The sequence below is a fragment of the Lentisphaera profundi genome, from assembly GCF_028728065.1.
GTDB classification, from domain to species: domain Bacteria; phylum Verrucomicrobiota; class Lentisphaeria; order Lentisphaerales; family Lentisphaeraceae; genus Lentisphaera; species Lentisphaera profundi.
Map to the genome: position 1 here is coordinate 2,751,642 of NZ_CP117811.1, position 24,964 is coordinate 2,776,605.

Consider the following 24,964-nt stretch of genomic DNA (forward strand, 5'->3'; position numbering starts at 1 on the left):
AAATTAATATTAGGGAAGTTTGAGTTTTTGAAGCCAAGCTTCGCAGCTTTCTTGAAAGGGCGTTCCAACTAAGCCTACACCGTGGCCGATACCATCGTAAACATGATGCTCTACGGGATAATTTTTTTCTAATAAGAGATCCATATATTTTTGTAAGCCAGGAAGAAAGCTTTTATCGCGCTTACCAATAGCCGAATAAATAGGTGTCTTGTGAGTCTTTAAAAGTAAAGGATCGAGAGCCTTGCTTTTATTATCCATTGTATAAGCCGCATAGATAAGAACGCCAAAATTGGGTGTGCATTTAGCAGTATCAATTTCATCGATTGCTCGATAGGTGCGAGGATTAAAAAGTGTGAGCGCCGATAAATGACCACCAGCAGAAAAACCTAAAATACCGATTTGGTTTTGATTGACACCAAAAGTTTTTGCGTGATGTCGAATCAGGCTCATGGCCCTTTGAGAGTCTTCTAATGCGACAGCGTGCTTGGCAAGTCCTTTTCGACGAGGTACACGGTACTTAAGGATAAAGGGAGTGATTCCTTGCTTAGCTAACCATCCGGCGACATCTGAGCCTTCATGGGTGGCGGCTAGAATGTTATAGGCGCCACCAGGACAGATAAGGATAGCACGACCATCTGGTTTTGCTGGTTTGACCCAAGTGAGAGTGGGGCGAGCAACATTTTTTATGCGAAGAATACCTTTGACTTCGCCCAGTTCTTTAAGATCCTTAGCGGGGTCATTGATACGCTTGCCATCTCCTGGCCAGACTTGATAGATTTTTTTATCTTCTTTGACTTTTTCAAGCATGATGTTTTCAGCATTGCTATACTCACTTACGGCAAGCTCGTTGAGTTGATGCTCTGCAAACGATGTAATACTAAGTAATGAAGTCAGAATGACAAGTAAATTTTTCATTTAAGGTATCCATTTTTTTTGAGGAAAGCATCCATTTTAGTGATAATTTCTTGGTAAGTTTTACCACCATCTTTTTCTTTAGCTTTATAGTTAAAGAAGCCATGTTTTTGACCTTCCGAAATGTGGTATTCAGAATCTTTTCCTTGAGCCTTAATTTTCGCATCCCAATCTTTAGCAACAGAAACGGGGATTAAGGAATCATTTGAACCTAAAAAGAAAATGCTTGCTGGAGTTTCTTTATGGATGTTATGAAGCGGTGAAAAATCTTGCCAGTAATCTTTAACACGACTATAGCCATAACCCTTTTCACTATTATCGACAACGGGATTGAAGAGAACTAATAAATTGGGTTGAGAACTGATACTTAGCTTTTCAGATTCTTCCTCAAATTTTGTTGTAGTCGCAGTTGCAGCAGCCACATGCCCCCCGGCTGAACCGCCCCCGGCGGCAATTTTATTCGGATCAATACCATAGACGGCTGCATTTTCACGGACCCAACGAATGGCTGAATTACCATCTTTCACACAAGAGGAAGGATTCACCTTATGGCTTTTTTTGGTGCGGTACTGTGCGGAGATCGCAACCATGCCTTGCTTAGCTAAATGGTCAGCAAAGGCAAAAAACTGTTTAGGGCTCCCGCCGCTCCAACCACCACCGAAAAAGAAAACGATTGCAGGGCGCTTTTGCCCGTCGTTTTTCTTGAAACCTGGGGGAAGGAAAAAATGGAGTTGCAAGAAATCTTTATCACCCACTTCTTTGAAATTGACAACTTCGGAGGGCTTAAAACTTTGGGCCTGTATGCTAAAAGAAATTATGAGGCTAGAGAATAGTAAAATCAGTTTATTCATAGGTTTTTACATGTGGGATTATGATTACTTATTATGATAAAAGTAATACGTGAATAAACCATGTGCTATTACAGCTTATAGAAAGATATTTACCTTTATTACTTGCCTATGGGAGTATCATCACACTTCAAGTCACCGAGAACGTATTGTAAACCATCGAGATAAAACTGTAGAAAATCGGCGCGTTCATAGGTTTTTTCACTGTGACCTGGAGAGCTAAAGAAGACACGTCCTTTGCCGTGTTTTTTAATCCATGCCATATAACGAGGCATTTCTTTCACCGAGTCTTTAATTTTGACCAGTTTGCTCGTGTCCATTTCGAGGAGAGGTTTAAAATTGAAATCACTATAGGCATTTTTGAGAATATAGGGTTCGTCATCGTAAACGACTTCTTTTCCGCCAAAAGCTTTAAGCATAGGGTGATCTGTTTCAAGAGGAGTGAGGTGAACAGTTTGGAACTTGGGATGATAATGAAAGCTACCACCAGTCATTTTACTGATTCGTTGCGAATTGTTTAGCATATTAATCGCGCCATGAAGTACCATGAGTCCTTTGCCGTCGTCAACAAAATCTAGAAGGTTTTGTTCTAATTGGAGTGCCATGGCATCTCTTTCTTCATCACTGAGTTTAGTGAATTTATTTCCATATTGATTTTTCTTATTAATTAGGACATCGCGAAAAAGGTTTCGCTCTTTGGATACGGAGCAATTATTATTGAGGACGATGGCATCAAAATCTTTTAGAGAATCCTTTTTAAAGACGGATATATCGGAACTAATAGTGAGATCAAAGGCGGCTGTTTTATCTGCCATCGATTGCATCATCACATTGACATAAGGAATGACAGAGTGCTTATAACCAGTGGCTAAAGCGAAGAGTAAAACTTTTCGTTTTGGAGCGTCAATGCTAGCCTTCTGTGGTATCAATGGCTCGACTTTCGTGAGCCATTTTTGATATTTATCTGGAGCAGAAAATAAACTGAACGAAATGAAGCAGAGGGTGATTAATTTTTTCATAGGGCCTCTTTAAGGTATGTATTGAAGGTTTATTTGATTATTGATTTTTTGTTTACCAGACTTATCATCTTTTAATTCGGCATCATACCAACTTAAAATGGCTTGAGGGGTATTATTTTTACGTTCAACTTTCACACTTAAAAAGCCTCCACGTGCATTCAAAAACTCATGCCATTCTGGATCCATTTTTGGATGGCCACCAAACATGTGTTGGCCATTGATTGGACCACAACCAAATTCACGAATTTTGTATTTTGGATGAGTAGATGCGTATTGCCAATGACGATCACCACAAATGACGTAGAGATTTTTTTGGCTAGCAATAAATTTTCGTAGTTCTTCACCCTCGTGAAAAAATCCTGGGTTTGCGTGATTATCATTTTTTCCTTTTTTATCGGGGCCGATAATAGGCCCAGGAGTGACGATAAATTTAAAACTAGCATCGGATTCAGCAATAGTTTTTTTGAGCCACGATTTTTGTTTTTCACCGAGAATAGTTTTGCTCGGACCATCAGGCATTTTATTAATTGAGCGATAATCGCGATTTTCAGTAATCCAAATTTCAATGTCTTTCCCCCAACGAACACGACGATAAGTATGCTCATCAACGGGGACTTGTTCTTTGAAGATTTCGATACCTTGAGTGAAAGTAAGGTTGCCATAGACGGTGTTGGGATCAGAATCATTAGCTACAGTATCATGATCATCTTTCATAAAAAACGAAGGGACTTGCATAGAGAAATCACGGTTGAGTGGCAGTGCAAAAGTATGATTCCACTTACGTCGAGCATCTTCCCTATTTTTGGCGAGGTAGCCTTTATCATAATAAAGGATGTCACCCGTATGGATGAAAAAGTCAAAATTGTGCTGGAGCATTTGTTTATAAACAGAGTGACCTTGGCGATGATCTTCAGCCGAGCGAACTGCTTGGCAAGTGACGATAGCACATTCTACAGATTGAATTTTATCTGCTTTTGGAGCCGTAGTGAAACTACCTTTAATTTTAACTCCATTCTTAGCTTCAATAAGAATATTATAATGAGTACGAGCTTCTAAATCTTGGAGTTTGAACTGGTGAGTGAAGTCGCGTTTTGTATCGACTTCCACCCATGAGGATTGATAAACTTGTTGCTGGTTATTATAGAGTGTGAGGCGAACTTCACCAGCTATCCCCGGAGCCACTTGTGGCGGGCGCATTTTATTTTGTCTAGTGCTATCCTGTGCAGCAGTAGTGGTGAAGCGTGCGGGGCCATCCGTGAGACGAGTCCAAATAATTGCGGAAGCATCACTTACTTCACCAATTTTCATGCCATTTGCGAAATCAGCATCAGCTAATAAACTTTGAGTAAAAAGTACTATAAGGAAAACTATACGCATATAAAAGCCTTTTTTATAATGAAAAATATTTTTTAAAAAGATAAAAATGAATACTACCTTAAGTAATAATTCTCAATAATAGATGAGAAGGGTATTAGCAATATATTTGATCAATTTGCCTAATTAATAACCTTGTTTTTAACTTCATTGATGAGTCTATTTTTTCTTTCGCTATACGGAAATAGGCGCTTGATGCCGTGTAAGCTTTATGTATGTTCGAAACATAACAAACAGGCTCAAGTCCAGTTTTTTGCAATGCAACATGCTCAACATGACCAAACCAAATATCGGGATTGTAACCTAGTGATCTTGCTTCTTTACGCCAATTTTGTACATTCCTGAACCCTGCATTGTATGAGGCCAAATAAAAATAGAGGCGATTTTTATCATCGAGATCTTTAAAGTAATTATTACGAATCCAAGCCATATATTTTGCTCCACCCATAATGTTTTGATAAGGATCATAAAGGTCATCAACGCCCATATCTTTGGCGGTGCTAGGTAAGAGTTGCATAATGCCTATAGCTCCGGCGTGACTCTTAGCTTTCGGGTTTAGACTTGATTCTTGGAAGGCTTGCATAGCAAGAAATAACCAATTGAAATCATACTTTTCACCAGCTTCAATAAAGTAGGGTTTGTACTTTTCTAGTTTACCGAGGTTTGAAAGTAAGCTATAGTCAATCCAGTAGGGTCTTTGATAATAACGTTTAAAGAAAATATTCCCTAGTAGGCTACCCTTTCGGTTTTTATTAGCAAAAGTATCTAAATGTTTTTTAAGTTGTGGAGAGTCTTTGCGCATGGCCCAAGCAATATTTTTATCTCTACCAATAAAAATTTGCTTGTGGACTCGGATGTCGGGTAAAACACTTTTCCATAAATCGACAAAAGTATGATCAGCAAAGCTATATTGAAATAAACCAGTGTTAAGCAATTCAAGGACATCATCGGTATTGAGTCCTTTCAGCGGGACAAGCTTAATGGGTTTTAAATTTTGTTTTTTTAAATGATTATTGACTTTAATTAAAGAACTTAGATAACTTGAGCCATCAGCAATAAAAACTTTTTTTCCAGATAGATCCTCTAAAGTTTTGATTTGAGGGGCGGACTTGTGTCGGATAAGTACTTCTGAAATATTACTTAAGTAGGGAGAGCTAAAATCTACAATTTTTTCACGCTCAGGGGTAATGGTTAGCATAGCAGCTGCTATATCGCCATAGCCTTGCATTAGAGACGGAAGGAGATCATTGTGCGCAACAGGAACGTAGACAATTTTAAATTGTGGATTGTTTAGTGATTTGCGTAAACCCTTTTCAAATTCTTCAAACATATCGTGTTCGAAGCCACGTGATTTTCCTTGGGCAAGAAAATAATTAGTACGACTTGGGGTCACTAAAACTCGTAGAATTTCTTGTTCTTTTATATGAGACCATTTATTTAACTGAGGATTCACATGTGCAATAATTTCATGACTAAAATGGTCTTCAGGCAAAGCATTTTTCTCGGATCCATTAAAAAAAGCAAAGAGTGGAATGATAATTAAAGATATTAGGAAAATTTTAAAGATATTTTTTTTCAAGGCAGGCATCCTAAAGGATTTTATATAAAGTTAAATTTACCTTAAGGAATTTTTTATGAAAGACATAAATGGTAATTAATCAGAAAAAGTAAATTCTTCAGCAAAGCTTATTTGTCCTGCGGGGTTTGGAGTAATCCACTGAGCATTATTATAAAATGAGCTCCAAATCATTGTGTTGGCATGACCATCTAACCATAAGTGATTGAGTTTTTTTCCGCTATGACGAACTTCAACTCTTGAACCACGGTCCGTTTTCAGCCAACCTGATTCGGTGTCGGTTGTGAGCATAAATGAAGTGGGTTCGTGAATATCACCGGGTTCAATATCACCATAAGATACGCCATCTACTGTTGTTTGAGCATCGCGTACCAGTTCCGTATTAAAGGCATGATCACCTTTAAATGAATTTCCGGGTTCGGCTTCTTTAGTCTCAGGGCAGATAAAGGCTTTTTTGTTATGTACATAGAGGCTATCAATAATGACTTGGCTATGAAGAGGAGAACCGGTATCAGAGTAGCCCGTTATTACGACTTCATCAGTATCATAATATCGGGTGCCACCATAATTATTCCGATTAAATTTATCATTATTATCTTCTAAGTACATGTAATAAGAGAGACCATATTGACGGATTTCACTGAGACAATCGGTGGTTCTAGCCGAACCCCTAGCTTTACCTAAGGCAGGAAGAATCATTGAGACAAGAATACCAATAATGGCGATCACTACCAAAAGTTCTATGAGGGTAAATTTTTTCATTGTTGATTCCTAGTCTCTTTAAATATATATCTCAAACTCTTAAACAAAGAATAGGAGCAGACAGATGTTTTTGACAGCAGTCAAAGTAAAACATTAGCAATCAGTATTTTAGCTTTATTTATAAGAATCATAAAAAAGTGCTTTTTTGAAGTTAGAAGGGAGCCATAGTAAACGTATTGAGGGCAATAGCATAATAAATGAATCGGAGAAAATATGAAAAAATTAGCTTTTAGTTTTTTAGCCTTAGCGGGTATTTCTATGAATGCTGATGTCAGAATGACAACTTTATTTAGCGATAATATGATTTTACAGCAGGAGACATCTAATGCAGTATGGGGTTTTGCTGATGCAGGCGAAAAAGTTTCCGTTAAAGCCAGTTGGGGAGCGAAAGCAAACACGGAAGCCAATGCAGAAGGAAAGTGGAAAGTTATCTTAGCCACACCTTCCTATGGAACGGGGCATAGCTTGAGCATTTCAGGCAATAATAAAATTGAAATAAAAAATGTGGCTATTGGAGAAGTTTGGCTTTGTGCCGGGCAGTCGAATATGGGCTGGTCTGTGGGCTCGAGCTTTGGCGGAGAAGAAGAAGCCGCATCAGCAGATTTATCTAATTATAGAATTTTTAAATCAGCAAGGGAGCATTGGCACGAGCCTTTAGATGAAGCGAGAGATAAAATGGCGAGCTGGAAACCATGTAACACGGAATCGGCATTCGAGACCTCTGCAGTCTCCTACTATTTTGGGAAAAAACTTCATCAAGAACTCGGTATTCCCGTGGGTATTATTGTTCAGGCTTTTGCAGGAACACCAATAGAAGGCTGGATGCCAAAAGAGATCCAAATGAATGACTCCCGCACGATTGAGGGAATGAAGCAAATGGAGGAGATGGAAGAGAAACTCAAGAAGAAAGGGATTAGTAGAGAAAAATCATTAATGACCTTCAATAAAGATTTAGCCGTATACAACAAGCGTGTTGCCGCAGGTGACTTGATGAAGAATAATGTTAAAAAAATATCTCCCCCGATTATTACGAAGCCATCAGTATTGGGGCATCAATATCCTGCACATATTTTTAATGCCATGATTAATCCTATTCGTCCCTACGGAATTAAAGGGGCGATTTGGTATCAAGGAGAACGAAACTCCAAAGATGCGGCTCAGGCCATTAACTATCGCAAGCAGCTGGCGCAGATGATACGTTACTATCGCTCAAGTTGGCACGAAATGAGTGAAGGCAACACCAATGCTGATTTTCCTTTTCAAATCACTCAATTACCAAGTTGGAACCCTGCGCAAACACTCGCAGTGGAGGGCCCTGAAGCCGTTTGGTCAATCAATCGCGAAATGATGCGTTTAGTGAGTCAGGATGTAAAAAATACTTATATGGCCGTGTCCATTGATACCGGCGATGCGGTTCAATTACACCCCAAAAATAAGAAACCGATTGGTATTCGACATGCCTATTTAGCACTGAAAAATACTTACAAAAAGGATTTTGTTGATTACGGACCACGCTATAAAAGCCTCACAATAGATGGCGATAAAATTAAGCTTTCTTTTGATTCAGTAGGCAGTGGCCTGATGGCAGCCAAATCAGGTAAGTTAAATGCGTTTGCCATTGCAGGTGATGATAAGCAGTGGCATTTTGCGGATGCTAAAATAGTCGGCGAACAAATAGTGCTCAAGTCTGCGAAAGTCGCAAAACCCGTAGCGGTACGTTATGCATGGGCAATGAATCCTTCTGAACGCAATTTACTTTATAATAAAGAGGGAATTCCCGCATCTCCTTTCAGAACAGATAATTGGCCTCTATATGATCCAGCGGCGGATGTTATTACCGTATTCAAACCAGGGAAAGCAAAAGAGAAAGCGACTAAAGATTGGGATCGCCCACAAATGACGCAGTAAAAATGCCGTTTTTTCTAATTGTACTCATCACCAGCCATTAAGTCTAGAGAGGAATATTGACAAGTGTTTTGCCAAGGCATAGATTCACCCATGAATGAAAAAAATGAAACATATGGTACACGAGCAACTTTGTTGCAGCGGATGATTCATGAAAAAGATGAAAAGAGCTGGGAAGATTTTGTACAATATTATCGAGATTTCATTTACTTGATCTGTCGAAAAATGGATATGTCTCACCACGATGCAGATGAAGTGGTTCAGCAGGTTTTAATTAAGCTATGGAACCATTTCCCCAATTTCGAATATGATGAATCCAAACGCTTTCGTAGTTGGTTATGCCGAGTCATTCAAAATACTGGACGTGATTTTTTCCGTAAGCTCAATAGCCAAAGCCGCTTAAAGGGTAAAGTTCTTGATGAAGAAATGGATAAGCTATCTCTACCAGAAGTGGAAAATATTGCAGAACACGAATGGAATGATTATTTAGCCTCACTTGCGCTAGAAAATATTAAGCCGCATTTTTCTGATCGTTTGATCGAAATATTTTTGCGTTTAGTTGAAGGCGAAAGCCCGCAAGATTTGGAGCTCGAATACAAACTAAAACCCAAAGTTATTTACGTTTATAGCAAGCGAATTCGCGACCGTTTGAAAGATGAGCTTCGTCGCTTAAAAGCTGAGTTGGCTTAATGCCTGAGACATCAAAAAACTATGTGAAAGTTACATCTGGACTAAGTCAGATACTGGACCAAGATGATCCAGAGTTTGAATTCCCGATTAGTACAGAAATGCATTTGCGCGAGGGGCGCTATACGGCCGGAGATGAAATTGGTCGCGGGGCCATGAAAAAAGTCTTGCTGAGTGATGATAAATTAACGGCAAGAAAAGTCGCTCAAGCTAAGTTATTAGATTCTGATAATCAAAGTAAAACCGAATCATTTTTTCGTGAGGCGCGCATAACTGCGCAATTACAGCACCCCAACATTGTTCCCGTTTATGATGCGGGTTATGATCGAGAAGGTAAAGCTTTTTTCACCATGAAACCGGTGGGTAAAACTACTTTAAAGAGCTATCTCAAAAACCGAGATGTCAACAAAAATAATTATCAGCAAGATATTGATTTATTTATTAAAATATGTCATGCCATTGCCTATGCGCATTCCAAAGACATTGTTCATTTAGATTTAAAACCTGAGAATATTTACTTGGGAGAATTTGCGGAAGTCTTAGTAGGAGATTGGGGCTTAGCTCGTTCTTCGAATGATGATTGTCTAAGTGAAGAATTAATTCTCGCAGATATCCATAGTGAGCATACTCAGCATGATGTATTGAAAGGCACCCCCGGATATATGGCGCCGGAGCAAATTGAAAAGAAACGCGGCAAACGAGATCACTTATGCGATGTTTATTCCTTGGGAGCTATATTATATGAAATAGTTTGTGGTCGTGGAGCGAATACTTCTGGTAACGTGAAAGGGCTTCTTCAAGGTACATTATCCGGAGACAGAAAAGCTCCTAGAGAGATTAATGAAAGTCTGCCCTTGAGTTTAGAGTCAGTCGTTCTAAAAGCATTAGAAACAGAAAGAGAGAAACGCTACCCAAGTGTACAGTGTTTAATTGAAGACCTTAAGAAATTCCAAGGGGGCTATATAACTTCTGCAGAAGAGAGAAATGTAATAAAATCATTTGTTTATCTCCTTAAAAGACATCAATCACTCAGTGTTCTGATTTTTTTACTGTTAAGCTCATCAATCATTTTTTCTTGTTTTTTGTATTGGGAAAAACAAAAAGCAGAAGCACAGAGTCTTATAGCGATAGAGCAAAAAAATCGAGCTGAAAAAGCTTTTGAAAAACAAGCGATGGAGCAAGCTCAACGCGAAGCAATAAGTAAAGCGGCGAGTCCTCGCTTGGTGAATGTGGCGCGTACCGATTTGGTGAAATACGATTATGATTCCGCATTAGCCAATGCTCGCCTTGCAGTCCTTTGGGACCCTGATAACAATGATGCAAAGCGTTATTTAGCGAGAATATTGCTAATCACGCAAGGCTTCAATGAAGCTAATGCGCTCTTTAAAAAAATTGACTACAAATCAATTCAGAGAAAAAAAACAATAGCTATTAGCGCCCGCTATGCGGCGATAAACAAAGCGGATGATACGGCCTTAACTGTATCAGAACTCAAAAAATACCTCAAGGATTCAAGTAGTATGTTTGTTATTCCAATCAAGGCTAACGAAGCTTTGAGATTTTTGGTTCACATAGCGAATTACGCTTACGGCTTACCTCAGTATTCCCTTGATGAGAAAATGGAAATCGCAAGTTTAGCCCTAGAACTAACAAACCCAGTAAAGGGTGAAATTAAATACAGCATATTTGAATCACAAGTAGATTTAGATTTTTCAGGTAATAAGAAAATATATGGCTTAGAGGCACTTCATAATTTACCCATTCGCAGACTTAACATATCCAATAGCTCAATAAAAAGTCTCGATTCTTTAATGGATTCCTCTGTCAAAGAATTGGATATGCGTGGCTGCTCTATTCAAGGTTATTCGATCCGTCTTTTAAATAATTTAGAAAAAGTTTTCTTAAGTCCTAAGCAGAATATAAACTTGAGTGCTAATGGCGTACAAATTATTAGAAAATAAGTGAGAGTCTTGTTGCAGTGTAATTCAGAATGGCATAAGTTCTTGATTAAATTAACTTGAGATTTGAATGAAAATTGATCTACGTAACTTAAGCTTTGAACCCAAGAATAAGTCTGTCTTTACAGGCTTGAATTATTGTTTTGAATCAGGAATAAAATATTTGATTCAAGGGGCTTCGGGCTGCGGAAAATCATCTCTTCTACGTTTTATCTCATCATTAGATGATGCATCCTCAGGAGAAATTCTTATTAATGATCATAAAATTGATGATTATTGCGAATATCGCAAAAACTGCCAATGGCTTAGCCAGACGCCCCATATTTATAATTTATCGGTAAAAGAAAATTTAGAAATGGCACTCAATTATCACCAAATGGATCCCCCAAATACTGAAGACTTAACTTGCTTAATTAAACAACTCTTTCCAGAAGGCCTCGACTTAGATACGAATGCGATGGCATTATCTGGTGGCCAGAAGCATCGTCTTGCTCTATTAAGAGCTATTTTGCTACAACCGCAAGCACTTTTATGCGATGAAATCAGTGCGGGTTTAGATGAATTAAGTCGAAAGCTTAGTGAAGAATTTATTTTTAGGTACTGTGAAAAAATGACTGTGATTTTTGTGAGTCATATCAAGGAAAGTTTTGCGGGAAAAATGAACATCACGACACTGAATATGACTTCAAAGGAGCTGCGAGAAATATGATTTTATTCAGTTCGATGCAGATTTCAAATCTTCAACTTGCAGGCTTTGGTATTTTTGTTTTGCTTACGGCCTTTATTTCCTTTCGCTTAAAATTAGGCTTAGCAAAGAGCTTAATTATTGGGAGTTTAAGAACTTACGCTCAGCTTTTGATTATGGGTTTTGCACTCATTTATATATTCCAATACCCCAATCCTTATGTGAGTTTAGCGGTGTATGTGTGGATGATTTTCTGGGCAGCTCGAATCATTTCTGGGCGCGTAGAAAATCCACCATTCCCTTTATTTAAAGTTATTTTTGTAACCATGTTATTGACCTACCTAATCCTGAATATTTCTTGTCTAGGACTATTTTTACAGGCAGAACCTTGGTATGCACCACAATTCTTTATCACTATAGGTGGCATGATTGTGGGCAATTCGATGAATGCTATGGCCATTTCATTGGAACGCTTTTTTTCTGACCTCAAGAATAGAAGAATGGAAATAGAGCAAAATTTACTTATGGGGATGAATACTAAAGATGCGATCTCACCTTTAGTACGCGAAGCCATTAAGGCAGGCATGACTCCTTCGATCAATAATTTAGCGGGCGTCGGTTTAGTCTTTATTCCAGGAATGATGACGGGTCAGATTTTGGGTGGTGAAGACCCCATGAATGCAGCGAAGTACCAAATTATGATCATGTTGATTATCTGTGTATCAACTGCCTTGGGATCTATATTGGTCATTAGTCAAATAGCCAAAAAGTGCTTTAATGAGCGTCATCAATTGAAAGTTTAGAAGTTCATTTTATCAGTAAATCACTGAAATAGAGAATCTATTTTTCATCAAGTATTCTTCGCTTTTTCACAGAAGAAAATTGAGAAAGGTCTTGTTCTAGAATAAGTTAAACTTATCAAAACGAGGTTTAATTATATGAAAAAGAATAAGATACGCAAAAAGTATTATCAATATGTGATGGAGCATATGGCTCCACCGACAAAACTAAAAACTTTTTTGGATTTTGCAGATTTACAGAAAGAGGATTTTTATGAGAAATATAATTCCCTCAGGCAAGTAGAATTAGATATATGGAAAAAATCCTTAAAAGACGTCTTGAGTCATTTGGCGAATACAGAAGATTTCTTGGCCTATAATCAACGTAACAAAGGTCTAGCATTTATGTTTTCCTGGTTTGAGTTCATGAATTCAAATCAAGACTTTTTCAGGAACTGTAAAACTTTGCGAAGTCCGCATTTTATCTATGGCTCAAATGATTTTAAAAAAGTGCTAAAAGCTTTCATTAAGAAAATAATTAAAACTGGAGTGGCTTCTCAAGAGTTTAAAGAAAGAGGTTTAGATCCTAAATATATGTGTGAGATGTTCATGGGCTTGTTCTTCATGAATTTGCGTAAGTGGCAAACTTGCTCCAAAAAGAAATCAAAAAAACAAGATGATTTTATGGATGCACTCACCGAAAAAAGTATGATCTTTTTTTTCGATAGTCTAGCGCCCAATCTCTTTGATACATTTATCGATTTAATGAAGCATCAACGGTCGCGTAAGTGAAGTCACTTAAATCAATTCCATCGGGCAAAGTGAGTCGGGCGGGAAAAGTAGCAGTGGCAGGCCTGAAAATTGGTGGCAATTATTTAAAGCATTACGGCAAAAAAGTAAGTAATCAAAATCCAAGCAAAGAAGATCTGGATAAAGATAATGCCGCCGATGTCTACAATTGCTTAAGCCAAATGAAAGGTAGTGCATTGAAAGTAGCGCAAATGCTCAGTATGGATAGAGGAGCTTTACCTAAAGCCTATACAGATCAATTTGCCATGGCTCAGTATCAATCACCACCTTTATCAGCACCCCTAGTGACTAAGTTGATCAAACGTGAGTTGGGAAAAGAAGCGTCAAAGGTATTTGATGAATTTAGTCCTATCGCTATGCGGGCAGCCTCTATTGGTCAAGTTCACAAAGCTAAATATAAAGGAGAGGAAGTAGCGATTAAATTGCAGTACCCTGGCGTAGCAGAAAGTATTTCCTCCGATTTAAAATTAGTGAAGCCCTTTGCACTGAAGTTGTTGAAACTCAAATCTAAAGACGTGAAAATGTACTTTAAAGAAGTTGAGAAAAAAATGTTAGAGGAGACTAATTACAAACAGGAGATGCAGCAAGGCATAAGTATTGCCGAGAGTTGTAAAAGCCTTAAAGGAATTCGCTTTCCTAAATACTATTCAAAATTAAGTACGGATCGTTTATTAGTGATGGAATGGTTACATGGTTTTCATTTAGATCATTTTTTTGATTCAGATATTACTCAAGAAGAAAGGAATGATATTGGTCAGAAATTATGGGATTTTTATCAGTATCAAATGCATGAACTCAAATGGTTACATGCGGACCCTCATCCAGGAAACTTTTTGATTAATGATAAAAAAGAATTAGCTGTGATTGATTTTGGTTGTATGAAAAAAGTTCCCCATGATTTTTATTTGAATTACTTTATGGGAGCAGATAAATCCCTCTTTGATGATGAAGCCCGTTTTTATCAAAACCTGTTAGATTTAGAGATATTGAGGAAGGATGATAGCCCTAAAGCAGTAGATTTTTTCACTCAAAATTTCAGCAAACTGATGCAAGTAGCCATGAAGCCTTTTCATTATACGGAGTTTGATTTTGCTGATGAAAGTTTTTTTATGGAGCTCTATGAACTAGGAGATCAAATTAAGCGTGCACAGGATAAAGCGGGACATTCACACAATCGAGGATCAAAGCATTTTATCTATACCAATAGAACTTATTATGGGGTCTATAACATATTATCATTGTTGAAAGCAAAAGTAAAAATAGTTAATACCTGAATCACGGGTTCAGACAATACCTAGACATAAAAAAGGCCGGCCATGAGCCGGGCATTAATAAAACTTAATAACTTGAGTTAAAAAACGTAATTGATCCAAGTTTCGAAGTAATTGGCATCTTGGTCGCTAACACCACCTCGTTCGTCGGCAGTGAGGTTCACTAAGCGCCCCCCGAAATTCAAGTGCTCCGTTAAATTGTAACTTCCGCCAAACTGAAATTCCCAAATATTATGATAAGTATCATTCTCTTCAGGGGTATAAAGTCCTGCGGTAAAACCTAGGGTCCATTTTTCCTCGTGAAAACCAACTCGGCCAAAATAGATATCCGTTCCCTTTGTTCCATAAAGCGGGTTGTAGTCAATAATTTCGATATCTCCAAGTCCACCATCATGATAGAGTACATTAGTGAAATAGCGGTAACCCCAAGAAGGGCTGTTGTTTTTAGAGTTATCACCAAATTTTGAGTAACCTAAGTCAAATTTCCATTTTTCACGATGGTAGAAAGGGTTGATACTGTAGTTAAAGCTACCTTTACCTTCATCATCATTTTCGGAATCTTCTTGGGCGTCTAGGTAGTAGGCAAATACTTTTGTCCCGTACTCGTAGGTATCCGTTTTATGGAATTGGATTGTTGTATCTAAACCATACCAACCAACATATTGATCTTGGTAGTAGGCATAAGGATTCATTTTGATTTTATCCGTAACTTGGATGGTGGTCTCTGCAAAATAAATTGTACTATCCACATCATCGTTATAGCCCCATTGACTTTGATCATCAGCAGAAGTGTAATCAACAACGTAATCATTATAGTAGTAAGCTAATTTATCGATCGCACCAATATCTACAGAGAATTTTTCATTTTTATAATGCAAGTAAAGACCTTGACCATAGTTAGGATCAAAGCGCTGAGCAATATTGCGAACATTAAATCGACCGCCTTGGAGGAATAAGTCCTCAGTGAAGTTGTAGCGTAGAAATGAATCTGTGAAATAGATGTCTTGAGAATCGGGATACTTTTCATCATAAGTATCCTGTAAATCCCATGTTTTGGCATGAGCATGTACCCCAACGCCAAATTGCCATTTACTAATTTCTGGAGATATATAATTACCTTCTATATAAGTACTGGAATAGCCTACGGTTTTACCACCATCCACACGATTAAAAATAAGTCGATCGTTATCTTTTGCTTGACCCACACTAGTGAAGTTCCCGAGAGCCACACGTGATTCTCCAGATTCTAACCATGAGATAAAATTATCAACGTCGGTCTCAGGTTTCGAGCTAAATTCTTCGGCCATAGTACTGAGGCTTAAGCAAGCACATAAGAATGCCATACTATAATTTACAAACTTCACAATAATCACTCCTGGTTTTTCTGACACATAATTACTAGACCTATAAGTATATATTTATAAAATAATGGCTTAGGAATAGTGATGCCAAATTTTTTGCAGATAAAGTTATATATTTACACAGACAAAGCGGTATTTTTATGAGCTCTATTTTTTCCATTGCACATGAAATAGGTTAAGATTTGATTTCCGCTTTTCTTTCTTATCGAAATTTTAAGACCAAGAATATTAACTTAAAGAAGCTCACGGATTCAGGATAAAGACGCTCTTTAATCAGTAAAGAAATTTCACAGCCATCCCATAAAAATAACTAAGCTATGAAAAATCTAGCTTCAGATGTTTCTTTTAATAACGACAAAAAAAGGAGTCCATCATGAAGCCAGACAAAAGTAATGTATGTAGTCTCAAACAAATCTGCCAATTAATTCCAGGACATTTAGTTCAAAAACTTGCAGATAAGCACGGAATCAAAACTCGTAAGTTTAGTCCTTGGAGCCATGTTCTAACCTTACTTTATGCTCAGTTATCTCATTCTCTGAGCTTAAATGATATTTGCGATAGCCTTCAAAATCATAGTGGAAGCCTTGAGCCTATACGAGGCGCGACAGTCCCGAAACGAAATACCTTATCTAACGCAAATAGAACTCGTAATGCCGACATGGCAGAAGAACTTTTCTGGAGTGTTCTTAATCACTTACAGAATAAGTATGCGGGCTTTGGTATTCAGCAAAAATATACTGGTTTTCCTAGACGTTTCAAAAAAGCAATTCACGCGGTGGATTCTACAACTATCCAGCTTGTTGCTAATTGTATGCCATGGGCAAAACATCGTCGTCGTAAAGCTGCGGCTAAATGTCACATGAAGCTTAACTTACAAAATTTCTTACCTTCTTTCGCTATTGTAAAAGCTGCGAACACTCATGATTCAACGGAAGCAAAGGAATTATGTGCAGGAATGTTACCTGGAGAAATAGTGGTTTTTGATAAGGCTTACGTGGATTATAAACATCTCTTTCACCTCAATGAACGTAAAGTATTTTGGGTTACTCGGGCAAAAGATAATATGAGCTACGAGATTATTGAAAATATCTCTGAAGCCAAAGGTTCTATCATCCGTGATCAGCGTATTCGTCTCAAAGGTACGAAAACTCAACTGCATTACCCGACAGAATTACGACTTGTCGAAGCTGAAGTAGAAATTGACGGAAAACTTAAGAAAATGGTTTTCATTACTAACAACTTTAAATGGGCTCCCAGTTCAGTCGCACAAATCTATAAATCACGTTGGGGAATCGAAGTGTTTTTCAAACAGATCAAACAAACATTGCAAATATCTGATTTCCTTGGCCATAACGAAAATGCCATTCGGTGGCAAGTTTGGACAGCATTATTGACTTACGTGCTTTTGCGATTTTTAGCATTTCAAAGTAAGTGGAAATATTCTTTCTCAAGAATATTCACCGTTATCCGTGGCGTACTATGGTCAAGGCTTGAATTGTACTCAGTCCTCAAATCCTGTGGGACAGCCAGTGACCCACCAAGGCTATACTCAACTCCTCCTCAGCAGTATTTGCCGGGATTTACATAAATCTATGGGACAGCCAATGACTGAGCCTTAATCAAAACCAAAACATCCATCTAATAAATAGAAGGTATTTACACAGGGAAATGTATTAAAGAGTCAGTTTTTCCTGCTCTATGGGATGACTGTAAAGAACTTTTTATAAAAAAAACAAAAAAATCAATGAAGGATAAAAATTTAACTTAAAATCAAAGAATTTTTATTAATGCGTCTTCCGAAGGCTTTGAGTGAGGTACTTAGCTCTTGCGAGAGCGAACTTACACTTCTATAATTCATAATGATTTTGTGAAACTAAGGAAAATTTATGATCAATGAAGTAGAATGGTTCTGTTATCTTGGAGCAGAAAATCAATTTTTTGATAAAGCTACGATTATTCAATTAATGGAAATTAGCCAAGAAGATGTAGATTTAATGAGCTTTGCTCAAGCGGTCTTGGATAATGAATTAGCGAGTCTCGAGAGTGTGCAACAACTGCTAGAGCATTCGACCTATTACGCGAATGAACAAGGTCCTTGCCCGAATAGTCTATTGGCCGGAGGAGGAGCAGAAGCAGCCGCTCCAAGTCAAGCGCCTGCCCCGGCGCGAGATCCCAATAGTGGCTACCCTTTTTCAACAGTAGGTTTTCCCGATTTAAGTCAGGCAGCTGATTTGAGTATGGAAGAATGTAAAGAATTGATGATTCAATTTTTACAGGCAGCTCGTCGCAACGGCTCTTCAGATGCACATTTATCAGCAGAAGCCTACCCTTTTGTACGTCATTTTGGTCTTAATTATCTTTTGAAGGATCAGGTAATAATGACTCCAGAGATGGCCAAGAAACTCAATCTTTCTTTATTAACAGAAGCTCAGCTCAAAGATTTTGAAGAGACAAGTGATTTAGATTATTGTTATTCATTCTCTAGAACTGAACGTTATCGAACGAATGTCATGGTCCATAATGACGGAATAGAAGGAAGTTACCGAATTGTAAGTGAGGGGATAAAAACCCTTTCAGAACTCGGTTTTCAAGATCCGTCAGTCTTAGAGAAATTAACGACTTATCATCAGGGCTTGATTTTGATTACAGGGCCTGCCAGTAGTGGAAAGACCACAACATTAGCCGCCATGGTAGATTTGATTAATAAAGCGAGAAAAGATCATATCATCACTGTTGAAGATCCGATAGAAATTTTGATCCCCTCAAAAGATTGTAACGTGAGTCAGCGTGAGTTATATACGGGAACCAAAAGTTTTGCGAATGCCTTGAAAGCAGCCTTACGTGAAGATCCAGACATTATTGTCCTTGGTGAAATGCGAGATTTAGAAACTATTGAAATGGGGCTTTCAGCAGCTGAAACAGGTCACTTGGTGATTGGTACGCTACACACGAATAGTGCAGCGGCTACTTTAGATCGTATTTTGGATGTATTCCCACCGGATCAACAGCCACAAATTAGAGCCATGGTAGCAGAAAGTTTACGCGGAGTCATTTGTCAATATTTAGTACCAAATATAGATGAGACGGGCCTGCTGATGGCACCAGAAATTTTGATTGGTAATATAGCTGTAGCCAACCTGATTAAAGATAATAAAACTTCGCAACTGACTTCCGTTATTGAAGTGGGAAAAAAGCAGGGCATGGTTTTGAAAGAAGATTCGTTTTTACGCCTTTATAAAGAAGGAAAAATTTCAGCTGAAATAGCTTTGCCACATATTGTTTCAGATGCAAAGCGCCGCGAAATAGACGGCGGAAAATAGGAGAATATTATGGCAGCAAGAATGGATGGTTTTTTGCACTACCTCTTTGATAAGGGTGGATCAGATTTACACTTATTGAGTAATCACGTACCTAAAATCCGCAAAAGTGGTAACCTGGTGGCAATGGAAGGAGAAGGTGTCATTGGTGCAGACGAAATGGAAGGGATTTTAAAAGAAATCTGCCCCGATGCAAAATGGAAGCAATATGTTGAGAATTTTGACCTGGATTTTGCCTATGAAATCCCGGGAGTTGCTCGTTTTCGTGTGAACTATATGCGTACCGTAGATGGTATGGCATCGGTGATGCGTACGATTCCGACAGAAATTTTAACTATGGAACAATTAAACCTACCAGATACCTTTAAAGATGTGGTTGAACAGGGACCTGGTCTGATTTTAGTGACAGGACCTACGGGTTCGGGTAAATCGACGACTTTGGCGGCAATGATTAATCATATTAATGAGACCCAAAGTAAACATATCATTACGATTGAAGATCCACTAGAATTCGTTCACCCTAATAAAAAAAGTATTATTGTGCAGCGAGAAGTTCACGATCATACGACTTCATTTAATATGGCTCTAAAAGGGGCGATGCGTGCCGACCCTGATATTGTCCTTGTTGGTGAAATGCGAGATCCGGAAACGATTGGTTTGGCACTCTCTTGTGCGGCCATGGGGCTGATGGTATTTGGAACCTTGCACACCAATAATGCGCCTAAAACGATTGACCGTATTATCGGTGCTTTCCCAGCAAAGCAACAACCTCAGGTTCGTGCGATGTTAGCAAGTAGTCTGCGTACTATTATTTCGCAGTTGCTCTGTAAGACGACTGATGGTAAACGCTGTGCCTCTCATGAAATTCTACTGTTTCACCCGGCATTACCTGGTTTGATCCGCGAGGGTAAATTAAGTAGTATTCGTGGCCTCATTGAGGGTGGCGTTAAGAAGGGTATGAAAACAATGGATATGGATTTATTACGCCTCTATAAAGAGGGACGTATTTCTGGTGAAGAAGCCTATATGAAAGCTGCTGAAAAAGTGACTTTTCAAGATTTCTTACCACCAGGGTACTTCGGTGATAAAACATAGATTGAAAGTATAATTTTTCATAAAAAGCGCCTCATCATGCGGCGCTTTTTTATTGGATAGAGAAGAAGTGAAATAGGCGTTCGTCGTCCCCAAAAACACGACATGTCTATAGCTCTATAAAGTTAATTACGAGACAGGGCCGTAAGGCATGGAGCGATAGTGCTTGTTCATGCGGTAATCGACGAATCCATGAAGAGTTTTTATATTGAAAAAAGGATTGCCATTGAGTTGCTGGCCAATCGTACTACTAGGACAAGTCGCGTAATCATGGCCAGGTAAAACTGTCATTTCTGGGGCAAAGCTTTTACCAATTTTATTGAGCGTATGATACATCGCTTCAGGATCGCCTCCTCGTAAATTACAGCGACCGCAACCATAGACAAAAACCGTGTCTCCAGTAAATAAATTACCATCGAGTTCGTAGCATACCGATCCAGGTGTGTGACCCGGTGTATGATGAATTTTAAGCTCAGTCGAACCTAACTTCAAATGATCGCCTCCGGAGTGAAGAGTGGCATTGCGGCCAGCACCACCCCAAAAACGATCTTCAATTTTGTGGACGTGAAGCTGGGCATCAGTACGATGCAGAACTTCATCAACGCCATTGACATGATCATAATGACTATGAGTAAGAAAAATCTGTGTTATCACACCTTCCATCTTATCGGCCGCATTAAAAATAGCATCCACATCCCAAGCGGGATCAATAACGGCAATCTCATTCGTCTTTTTATCTTTAATTAGATAAATCAAATTATCCATGTGACCTAATTTGAGGCTTTTAATTTCATACATTGTTAATGTCCTCCAATTCGTGTAAGCAGCGATAGTAGTAGCAATCATTGATCAGCTCTGTGTGAGTGCCGAGGCCATTGAGTTCACCTTTAAGTAAAACAGCAATTTGATCTGAATCACGTATCGTAGAGAGGCGATGAGCCACAATAATGACAGTTTTTTTAGTCATGGCAAAATTGATGGTGGATTGAATAAGGCGTTCAGTTTCGGTATCAATGTTAGCGGTCGCTTCGTCAAAAATAAGTATATTCGCAGGAGAAACGAGGGCACGCATAAGTGCTACTAATTGGCGTTGCCCTGCAGATAGACTTTCGCCACCCTCATCGAGTATAGAATCATAGGAGTTTTCAAGAGAATCAACAAAGTGCTGAAGACCGGATCTTTTAACCACGTCTTCAATCATTTCGAGGGTAATATCTTGTCGGCCAAGAGTAATATTAAACAATAAGCTTTCATGAAAAATGGCAGGTTCTTGCGGGACCATGACGACATGATATTTCAGCACATCTCTTTGGATAGAGCAAAGTGTATTTTTGCCTATTAGGATTTCTCCCTGAGTGGGCTCATAGAGCCGGGCTAATAGTTTAAGTAATGTACTTTTTCCAGACCCAGTTGGTCCGACAAGAGCTAAACTTGAACCCTGAGCAATGTGTAAATTTATATTTTTGAGTACGGGTTCGGATTCGATATAGTGAAAACCTAAGTTCTTAATACTGATAGAGGAGTCTTCTATCTCATTTTCACCCTTATCCGCAGGAAGAGGAATAACCAAGATATCACCAATTTTTCCCATGGCGGCAAAAGCAGCCTGAAGAACGGCAAAACGTGAACCCATCTCTTTTATAGGTTCAAATAATTGGTGAAGGAGGGGGATCCAAGCAATCAGTAAACCAGTACTTATACCGGGGTTAAAGTTAATCAAAAAGATGGGTAAAAAGGCAAACATGGCAAAAGTCAAATACTGTAAGCCCTCTAGGAATGAGTAGAGGAAGGCATCCATACTAATGGCTTTGATTGATTTATCTCTATATTCCTGGCTTTGGCTAGAGAACTGCTTGCGCTGTACTTCATCAAGATTGAATAGCTCAATCTCTTTACGCATGGCGACAGATTCGTTGATAGAGGCGCTTAAATGGCCGTTCACGGTGCGAATACCATCATAGAGCCTGCGCAGCTTGATGCGAAAACTATTAACCATGAGGACAACGGGAGGTAGAACTAATAGTGTAATCCAACCGAGGCTAGAATCTTGTGAGAAAATATACCAAATAACCGCAATGATTTTTAGTGAATCAGTGATGAGGTAAGACACACCCTGTAGAAAAGTTTCGCCAATACTTTCAATATCAGAGGTGGCGCGACTGACCAAAACTCCTGAAGGTCTTTTTTCATAATCCCAACGGCCCATAAAGGAGATATGCTCAACAACCTTTTTGCGGAGTTCGCTAAGGCTTCGTATCCCTCCTGATTGTAAGAGCAGGTTTTGCACTGCGCTGACGACGGTGTCACCAAGAACAACAAAAATATAGAGAGTGGCAAAGTGAATGAGGACATCAGCTTTACCTAGTTTGAGACCATCATCAATCGCATGTTGTATAAAGGCGGGCCCCTGTACAGCTAACCACGCAGAGATGGGCATAAGGAAAAAAGATAAAATAAAACGAGTTTTATATTTCTTCGCAGCATCAACAAAGGTTCTTAAGTTTCTATAATCACTCATGGTTGAGCACTCTCCATGGTGGCTAAAATATCACTTTTTTCTTGATACTCACTGATAGTTCCGTAATTTTCATTACTGACCAGAAGTTCTTCGTGACTTCCTGAATCAATGATACGTCCTTTATCCATGATGAAGATTTTATCACAGGCTTTTAAGGCGGAAATTCGATGAGAAATGAGTAACATTGTGCGGTTTTGGGTGGCTTTATAGAGCTTTTTAATAATTTTTACTTCAGTAGCGTGATCTACCGCGGAAATAAAATCATCCATGACAATGACTTCAGATTTACGAACTAAGGAACGCAAAATGGAAAGCCTTTGTTTTTGTCCTCCAGAAAGGTTGATGCCATGTTCACCTAGCAGAGTATTGAGTCCTTGGGAAAGTTTGTCCAAGTCAGGACTTAAGCAACTCACCGCTAAGGCATCTTCAAATGATAAGCGAATGCCTTGTTTTGGAGAGTTTTCTTCGACCATGGCAATATTTTCGCGAATGGTTTTACCAAAGTGGCGACACTCTTGAGTCACTTGAGAAAAAAGTTCAGTAATGAGTTTTTGTTGAATATCGCAACGATCAACTCCGTGGATTTTGAGTGTATTTCTCTCCACTTCAATGAGGCCAGAAATTATATTTATAAGGCTGGTTTTACCTGATCCCGTCGTACCAAAGAAGCCATACTTCTTACCAGATTCAATTGTTAAGGAGTCAATTTTAAGTTGAAAAGCATGTTTATTTTCATTTTGAGACCGATAGCAGAAATCAATATTATTTAATTGAATCAAGGGCGCGTTGCTATCAGTATGACGTATTAAGTCCTGATCAGTCTTTATAGGTCGAGCTTCTTCAGTGGCAGAGGCCACATCTGCTGCATCTTGAACTTTATAAAGACGTTCAAGAGAGATTTCTCCGCGCTGTAAGAGAGGAAGCAGAAAACCAAGTGCTCTCAGAGGTGGCTGGATCATCAAGAGGTAGAGCATAAAAGCAACGATGGTAGAAAGACTTGTGCCATCATCAATAGCACCATTTTTTATCATGCCATAACGCAGTAAGACATAGATGCCAATCCCCGTAACCATATGAATCATGATCATGATAATAACACGTAGAGTCATGAACTTTTCTGCGGTGTTCGCATAATCCTCGTTGGCATCATCAACACGCTTAATGATAGAATTGTAGACGGGAAAAACCGCCATCAAAGCATGGGCGCGGAAGTGCTCGCGGATGGCTTCAGTGAGGTTCCCAAGTAATTTTTGGTTTTTTCGTCCTGTGGCCATCATTTTTTTAGAAATCATTTTTGTGACTGGCACCACTAAAATGAGGGGGATAAGTGAATACATACTTAATCTAATACTAATATTGAGCATGTGATAAAGGCAGAACGCAATCATGCCAAAGCTATTAACAGTATGAAGCACCCCCATAGAAATCATGACTCGAACGGAGGTGACATCATTGGTACCGGTACTAATGAGGTCGCCAGAGCTCCAACCACTATTTTGCGGAAGCCGCAGAAGAGAATCGTACATACTCTCTCGAACTTCCGATTCAATTTGCCGACCAGGGATGAAAATCAGCACTCGGGAGAGGGTACGGAAAACAATTAAGCCTAGGGCTGCTATCAGCAAATAGCCAGCAATGGGGCTAAGCTCTTGTTTAATCGCATTGTCTAATGGAAAGGCTTGATCCTCCAAGACACTGATTAAGCGGCCTATGATCAATGGTATTGAACTATGAATGACAATTGTAATAATCAGACAGAGAATTCCCCAAAAATAGATTTTGAGTTTCTTTGGTGGATATTCTTTTAGGAATCGTCTGACATGGGGATAATTATTCATGCAAGCAATATAGGCCAATGTATTTAATTGAAAATCTAATGATAAAAATGAGCATCAACTATTCTAGATTTTGCTTACGATTTCCCTCAATTAGTAAGGATAAAAAGGTGGAGTAAGACACAAAAAAACCCCCGGGGTACCGAGGGTTTTTTGATAAACTGTAAGTTTACGTCACCTATAAAAGACTACTTCTTAGTCTTATGGCGGTTATTTTTACTCTGCTTGCGACGTTTATGCTTAGCTATTTTAGCG

20 protein-coding genes are annotated in these 24,964 nt (G+C 38.7%); 10 read left to right on the top strand and 10 right to left on the bottom strand.

Going from position 1 to position 24,964, the window contains the following annotated elements; translation table 11 throughout:
- Positions 1-9: 9 nt before the first annotated feature.
- From PQO03_RS11305 to PQO03_RS11330, 6 genes are all read right to left on the bottom strand, one after another.
- Positions 10-915 (bottom strand): alpha/beta hydrolase, encoded by a 906-nt coding sequence (locus PQO03_RS11305; RefSeq protein WP_274150369.1) that lies wholly within the window; start codon positions 913-915, stop codon positions 10-12.
- Entirely contained in the window at positions 912-1,763 is an 852-nt protein-coding gene (locus PQO03_RS11310) for an alpha/beta hydrolase (protein ID WP_274150370.1), read from the bottom strand. Before PQO03_RS11310 ends, PQO03_RS11305 begins: the two co-directional genes overlap by 4 nt.
- Positions 1,764-1,861: 98 nt before the next feature.
- On the bottom strand, positions 1,862-2,779 hold the full coding sequence (locus PQO03_RS11315; RefSeq protein ID WP_274150371.1) for a ThuA domain-containing protein: 918 nt from the start codon (positions 2,777-2,779) through the stop codon (positions 1,862-1,864).
- Between the two features lie 9 nt (positions 2,780-2,788).
- Positions 2,789-4,156 carry an alkaline phosphatase D family protein gene (locus PQO03_RS11320; RefSeq protein ID WP_274150372.1) on the bottom strand — a complete coding sequence of 456 codons (1,368 nt, stop codon included), beginning with the start codon at positions 4,154-4,156 and terminating at the stop codon, positions 2,789-2,791.
- Between the two features lie 94 nt (positions 4,157-4,250).
- Positions 4,251-5,732, bottom strand: a complete 1,482-nt coding sequence (locus PQO03_RS11325; RefSeq protein WP_274150373.1) for an MltF family protein — start codon at positions 5,730-5,732, stop codon at positions 4,251-4,253.
- A 75-nt stretch (positions 5,733-5,807) separates the two neighbouring features.
- A complete protein-coding gene (locus tag PQO03_RS11330) occupies positions 5,808-6,491 on the bottom strand; it encodes a type II secretion system protein (RefSeq protein WP_274150374.1) in 684 nt (227 codons plus the stop codon).
- A gap of 213 nt (positions 6,492-6,704) precedes the next feature.
- Between PQO03_RS11330 and PQO03_RS11335 the strand changes: the two genes are divergently transcribed.
- From PQO03_RS11335 to PQO03_RS11365, 7 genes are all read left to right on the top strand, one after another.
- Positions 6,705-8,399: a sialate O-acetylesterase gene (locus PQO03_RS11335; protein ID WP_274150375.1), complete on the top strand. Its 1,695-nt coding sequence runs from the start codon at positions 6,705-6,707 to the stop codon at positions 8,397-8,399.
- Positions 8,400-8,489: 90 nt separating this feature from the next.
- On the top strand, positions 8,490-9,086 hold the full coding sequence (locus PQO03_RS11340; RefSeq protein WP_274150376.1) for an RNA polymerase sigma factor: 597 nt from the start codon (positions 8,490-8,492) through the stop codon (positions 9,084-9,086).
- Positions 9,086-11,044, top strand: coding sequence for a serine/threonine-protein kinase (locus PQO03_RS11345; RefSeq protein WP_274150377.1), 1,959 nt, complete (start codon positions 9,086-9,088; stop codon positions 11,042-11,044). Before PQO03_RS11340 ends, PQO03_RS11345 begins: the two co-directional genes overlap by 1 nt.
- Positions 11,045-11,111: 67 nt before the next feature.
- The gene (locus PQO03_RS11350; protein ID WP_274150378.1) at positions 11,112-11,750 is read left to right on the top strand and encodes an ATP-binding cassette domain-containing protein; all 639 of its coding nucleotides are present in this window, start codon (positions 11,112-11,114) and stop codon (positions 11,748-11,750) included.
- On the top strand, positions 11,747-12,529 hold the full coding sequence (locus PQO03_RS11355; RefSeq protein ID WP_274150379.1) for an ABC transporter permease: 783 nt from the start codon (positions 11,747-11,749) through the stop codon (positions 12,527-12,529). The genes PQO03_RS11350 and PQO03_RS11355 overlap by 4 nt, the downstream gene beginning before the upstream one ends.
- A gap of 135 nt (positions 12,530-12,664) precedes the next feature.
- Positions 12,665-13,297, top strand: a complete 633-nt coding sequence (locus tag PQO03_RS11360) for a hypothetical protein (RefSeq protein ID WP_274150380.1) — start codon at positions 12,665-12,667, stop codon at positions 13,295-13,297.
- A complete protein-coding gene (locus PQO03_RS11365; protein ID WP_274150381.1) occupies positions 13,294-14,589 on the top strand; it encodes an ABC1 kinase family protein in 1,296 nt (431 codons plus the stop codon). Before PQO03_RS11360 ends, PQO03_RS11365 begins: the two co-directional genes overlap by 4 nt.
- Before the next feature lie 77 nt (positions 14,590-14,666).
- Here PQO03_RS11365 and PQO03_RS11370 read toward each other — a convergent pair whose 3' ends face one another.
- Positions 14,667-15,950 carry a hypothetical protein gene (locus PQO03_RS11370; protein ID WP_274150382.1) on the bottom strand — a complete coding sequence of 428 codons (1,284 nt, stop codon included), beginning with the start codon at positions 15,948-15,950 and terminating at the stop codon, positions 14,667-14,669.
- A gap of 370 nt (positions 15,951-16,320) precedes the next feature.
- Between PQO03_RS11370 and PQO03_RS11375 the strand changes: the two genes are divergently transcribed.
- The 3 genes from PQO03_RS11375 (at position 16,321) to PQO03_RS11385 (ending at position 20,359) form a co-directional block, all read left to right on the top strand.
- A complete protein-coding gene (locus tag PQO03_RS11375; protein WP_274149601.1) occupies positions 16,321-17,535 on the top strand; it encodes an IS4 family transposase in 1,215 nt (404 codons plus the stop codon).
- A gap of 298 nt (positions 17,536-17,833) precedes the next feature.
- The gene (locus tag PQO03_RS11380; protein WP_274150383.1) at positions 17,834-19,267 is read left to right on the top strand and encodes a type IV pilus twitching motility protein PilT; all 1,434 of its coding nucleotides are present in this window, start codon (positions 17,834-17,836) and stop codon (positions 19,265-19,267) included.
- A gap of 9 nt (positions 19,268-19,276) precedes the next feature.
- The gene (locus PQO03_RS11385; RefSeq protein WP_274150384.1) at positions 19,277-20,359 is read left to right on the top strand and encodes a type IV pilus twitching motility protein PilT; all 1,083 of its coding nucleotides are present in this window, start codon (positions 19,277-19,279) and stop codon (positions 20,357-20,359) included.
- Positions 20,360-20,485: 126 nt separating this feature from the next.
- On the opposite strand, the gene PQO03_RS11390 is transcribed toward PQO03_RS11385, so the two are convergent.
- Genes PQO03_RS11390 through PQO03_RS11400 form a run of 3 tightly spaced genes read right to left on the bottom strand, consistent with a single transcriptional unit; the run spans position 20,486 to position 24,712 of the window.
- Positions 20,486-21,154 (bottom strand): MBL fold metallo-hydrolase, encoded by a 669-nt coding sequence (locus PQO03_RS11390; protein WP_274150385.1) that lies wholly within the window; start codon positions 21,152-21,154, stop codon positions 20,486-20,488.
- A complete protein-coding gene (locus PQO03_RS11395) occupies positions 21,147-22,874 on the bottom strand; it encodes an ABC transporter ATP-binding protein (RefSeq protein WP_274150386.1) in 1,728 nt (575 codons plus the stop codon). Before PQO03_RS11395 ends, PQO03_RS11390 begins: the two co-directional genes overlap by 8 nt.
- Positions 22,871-24,712, bottom strand: a complete 1,842-nt coding sequence (locus PQO03_RS11400) for an ABC transporter ATP-binding protein (RefSeq protein WP_274150387.1) — start codon at positions 24,710-24,712, stop codon at positions 22,871-22,873. Before PQO03_RS11400 ends, PQO03_RS11395 begins: the two co-directional genes overlap by 4 nt.
- Positions 24,713-24,964: the final 252 nt, after the last annotated feature.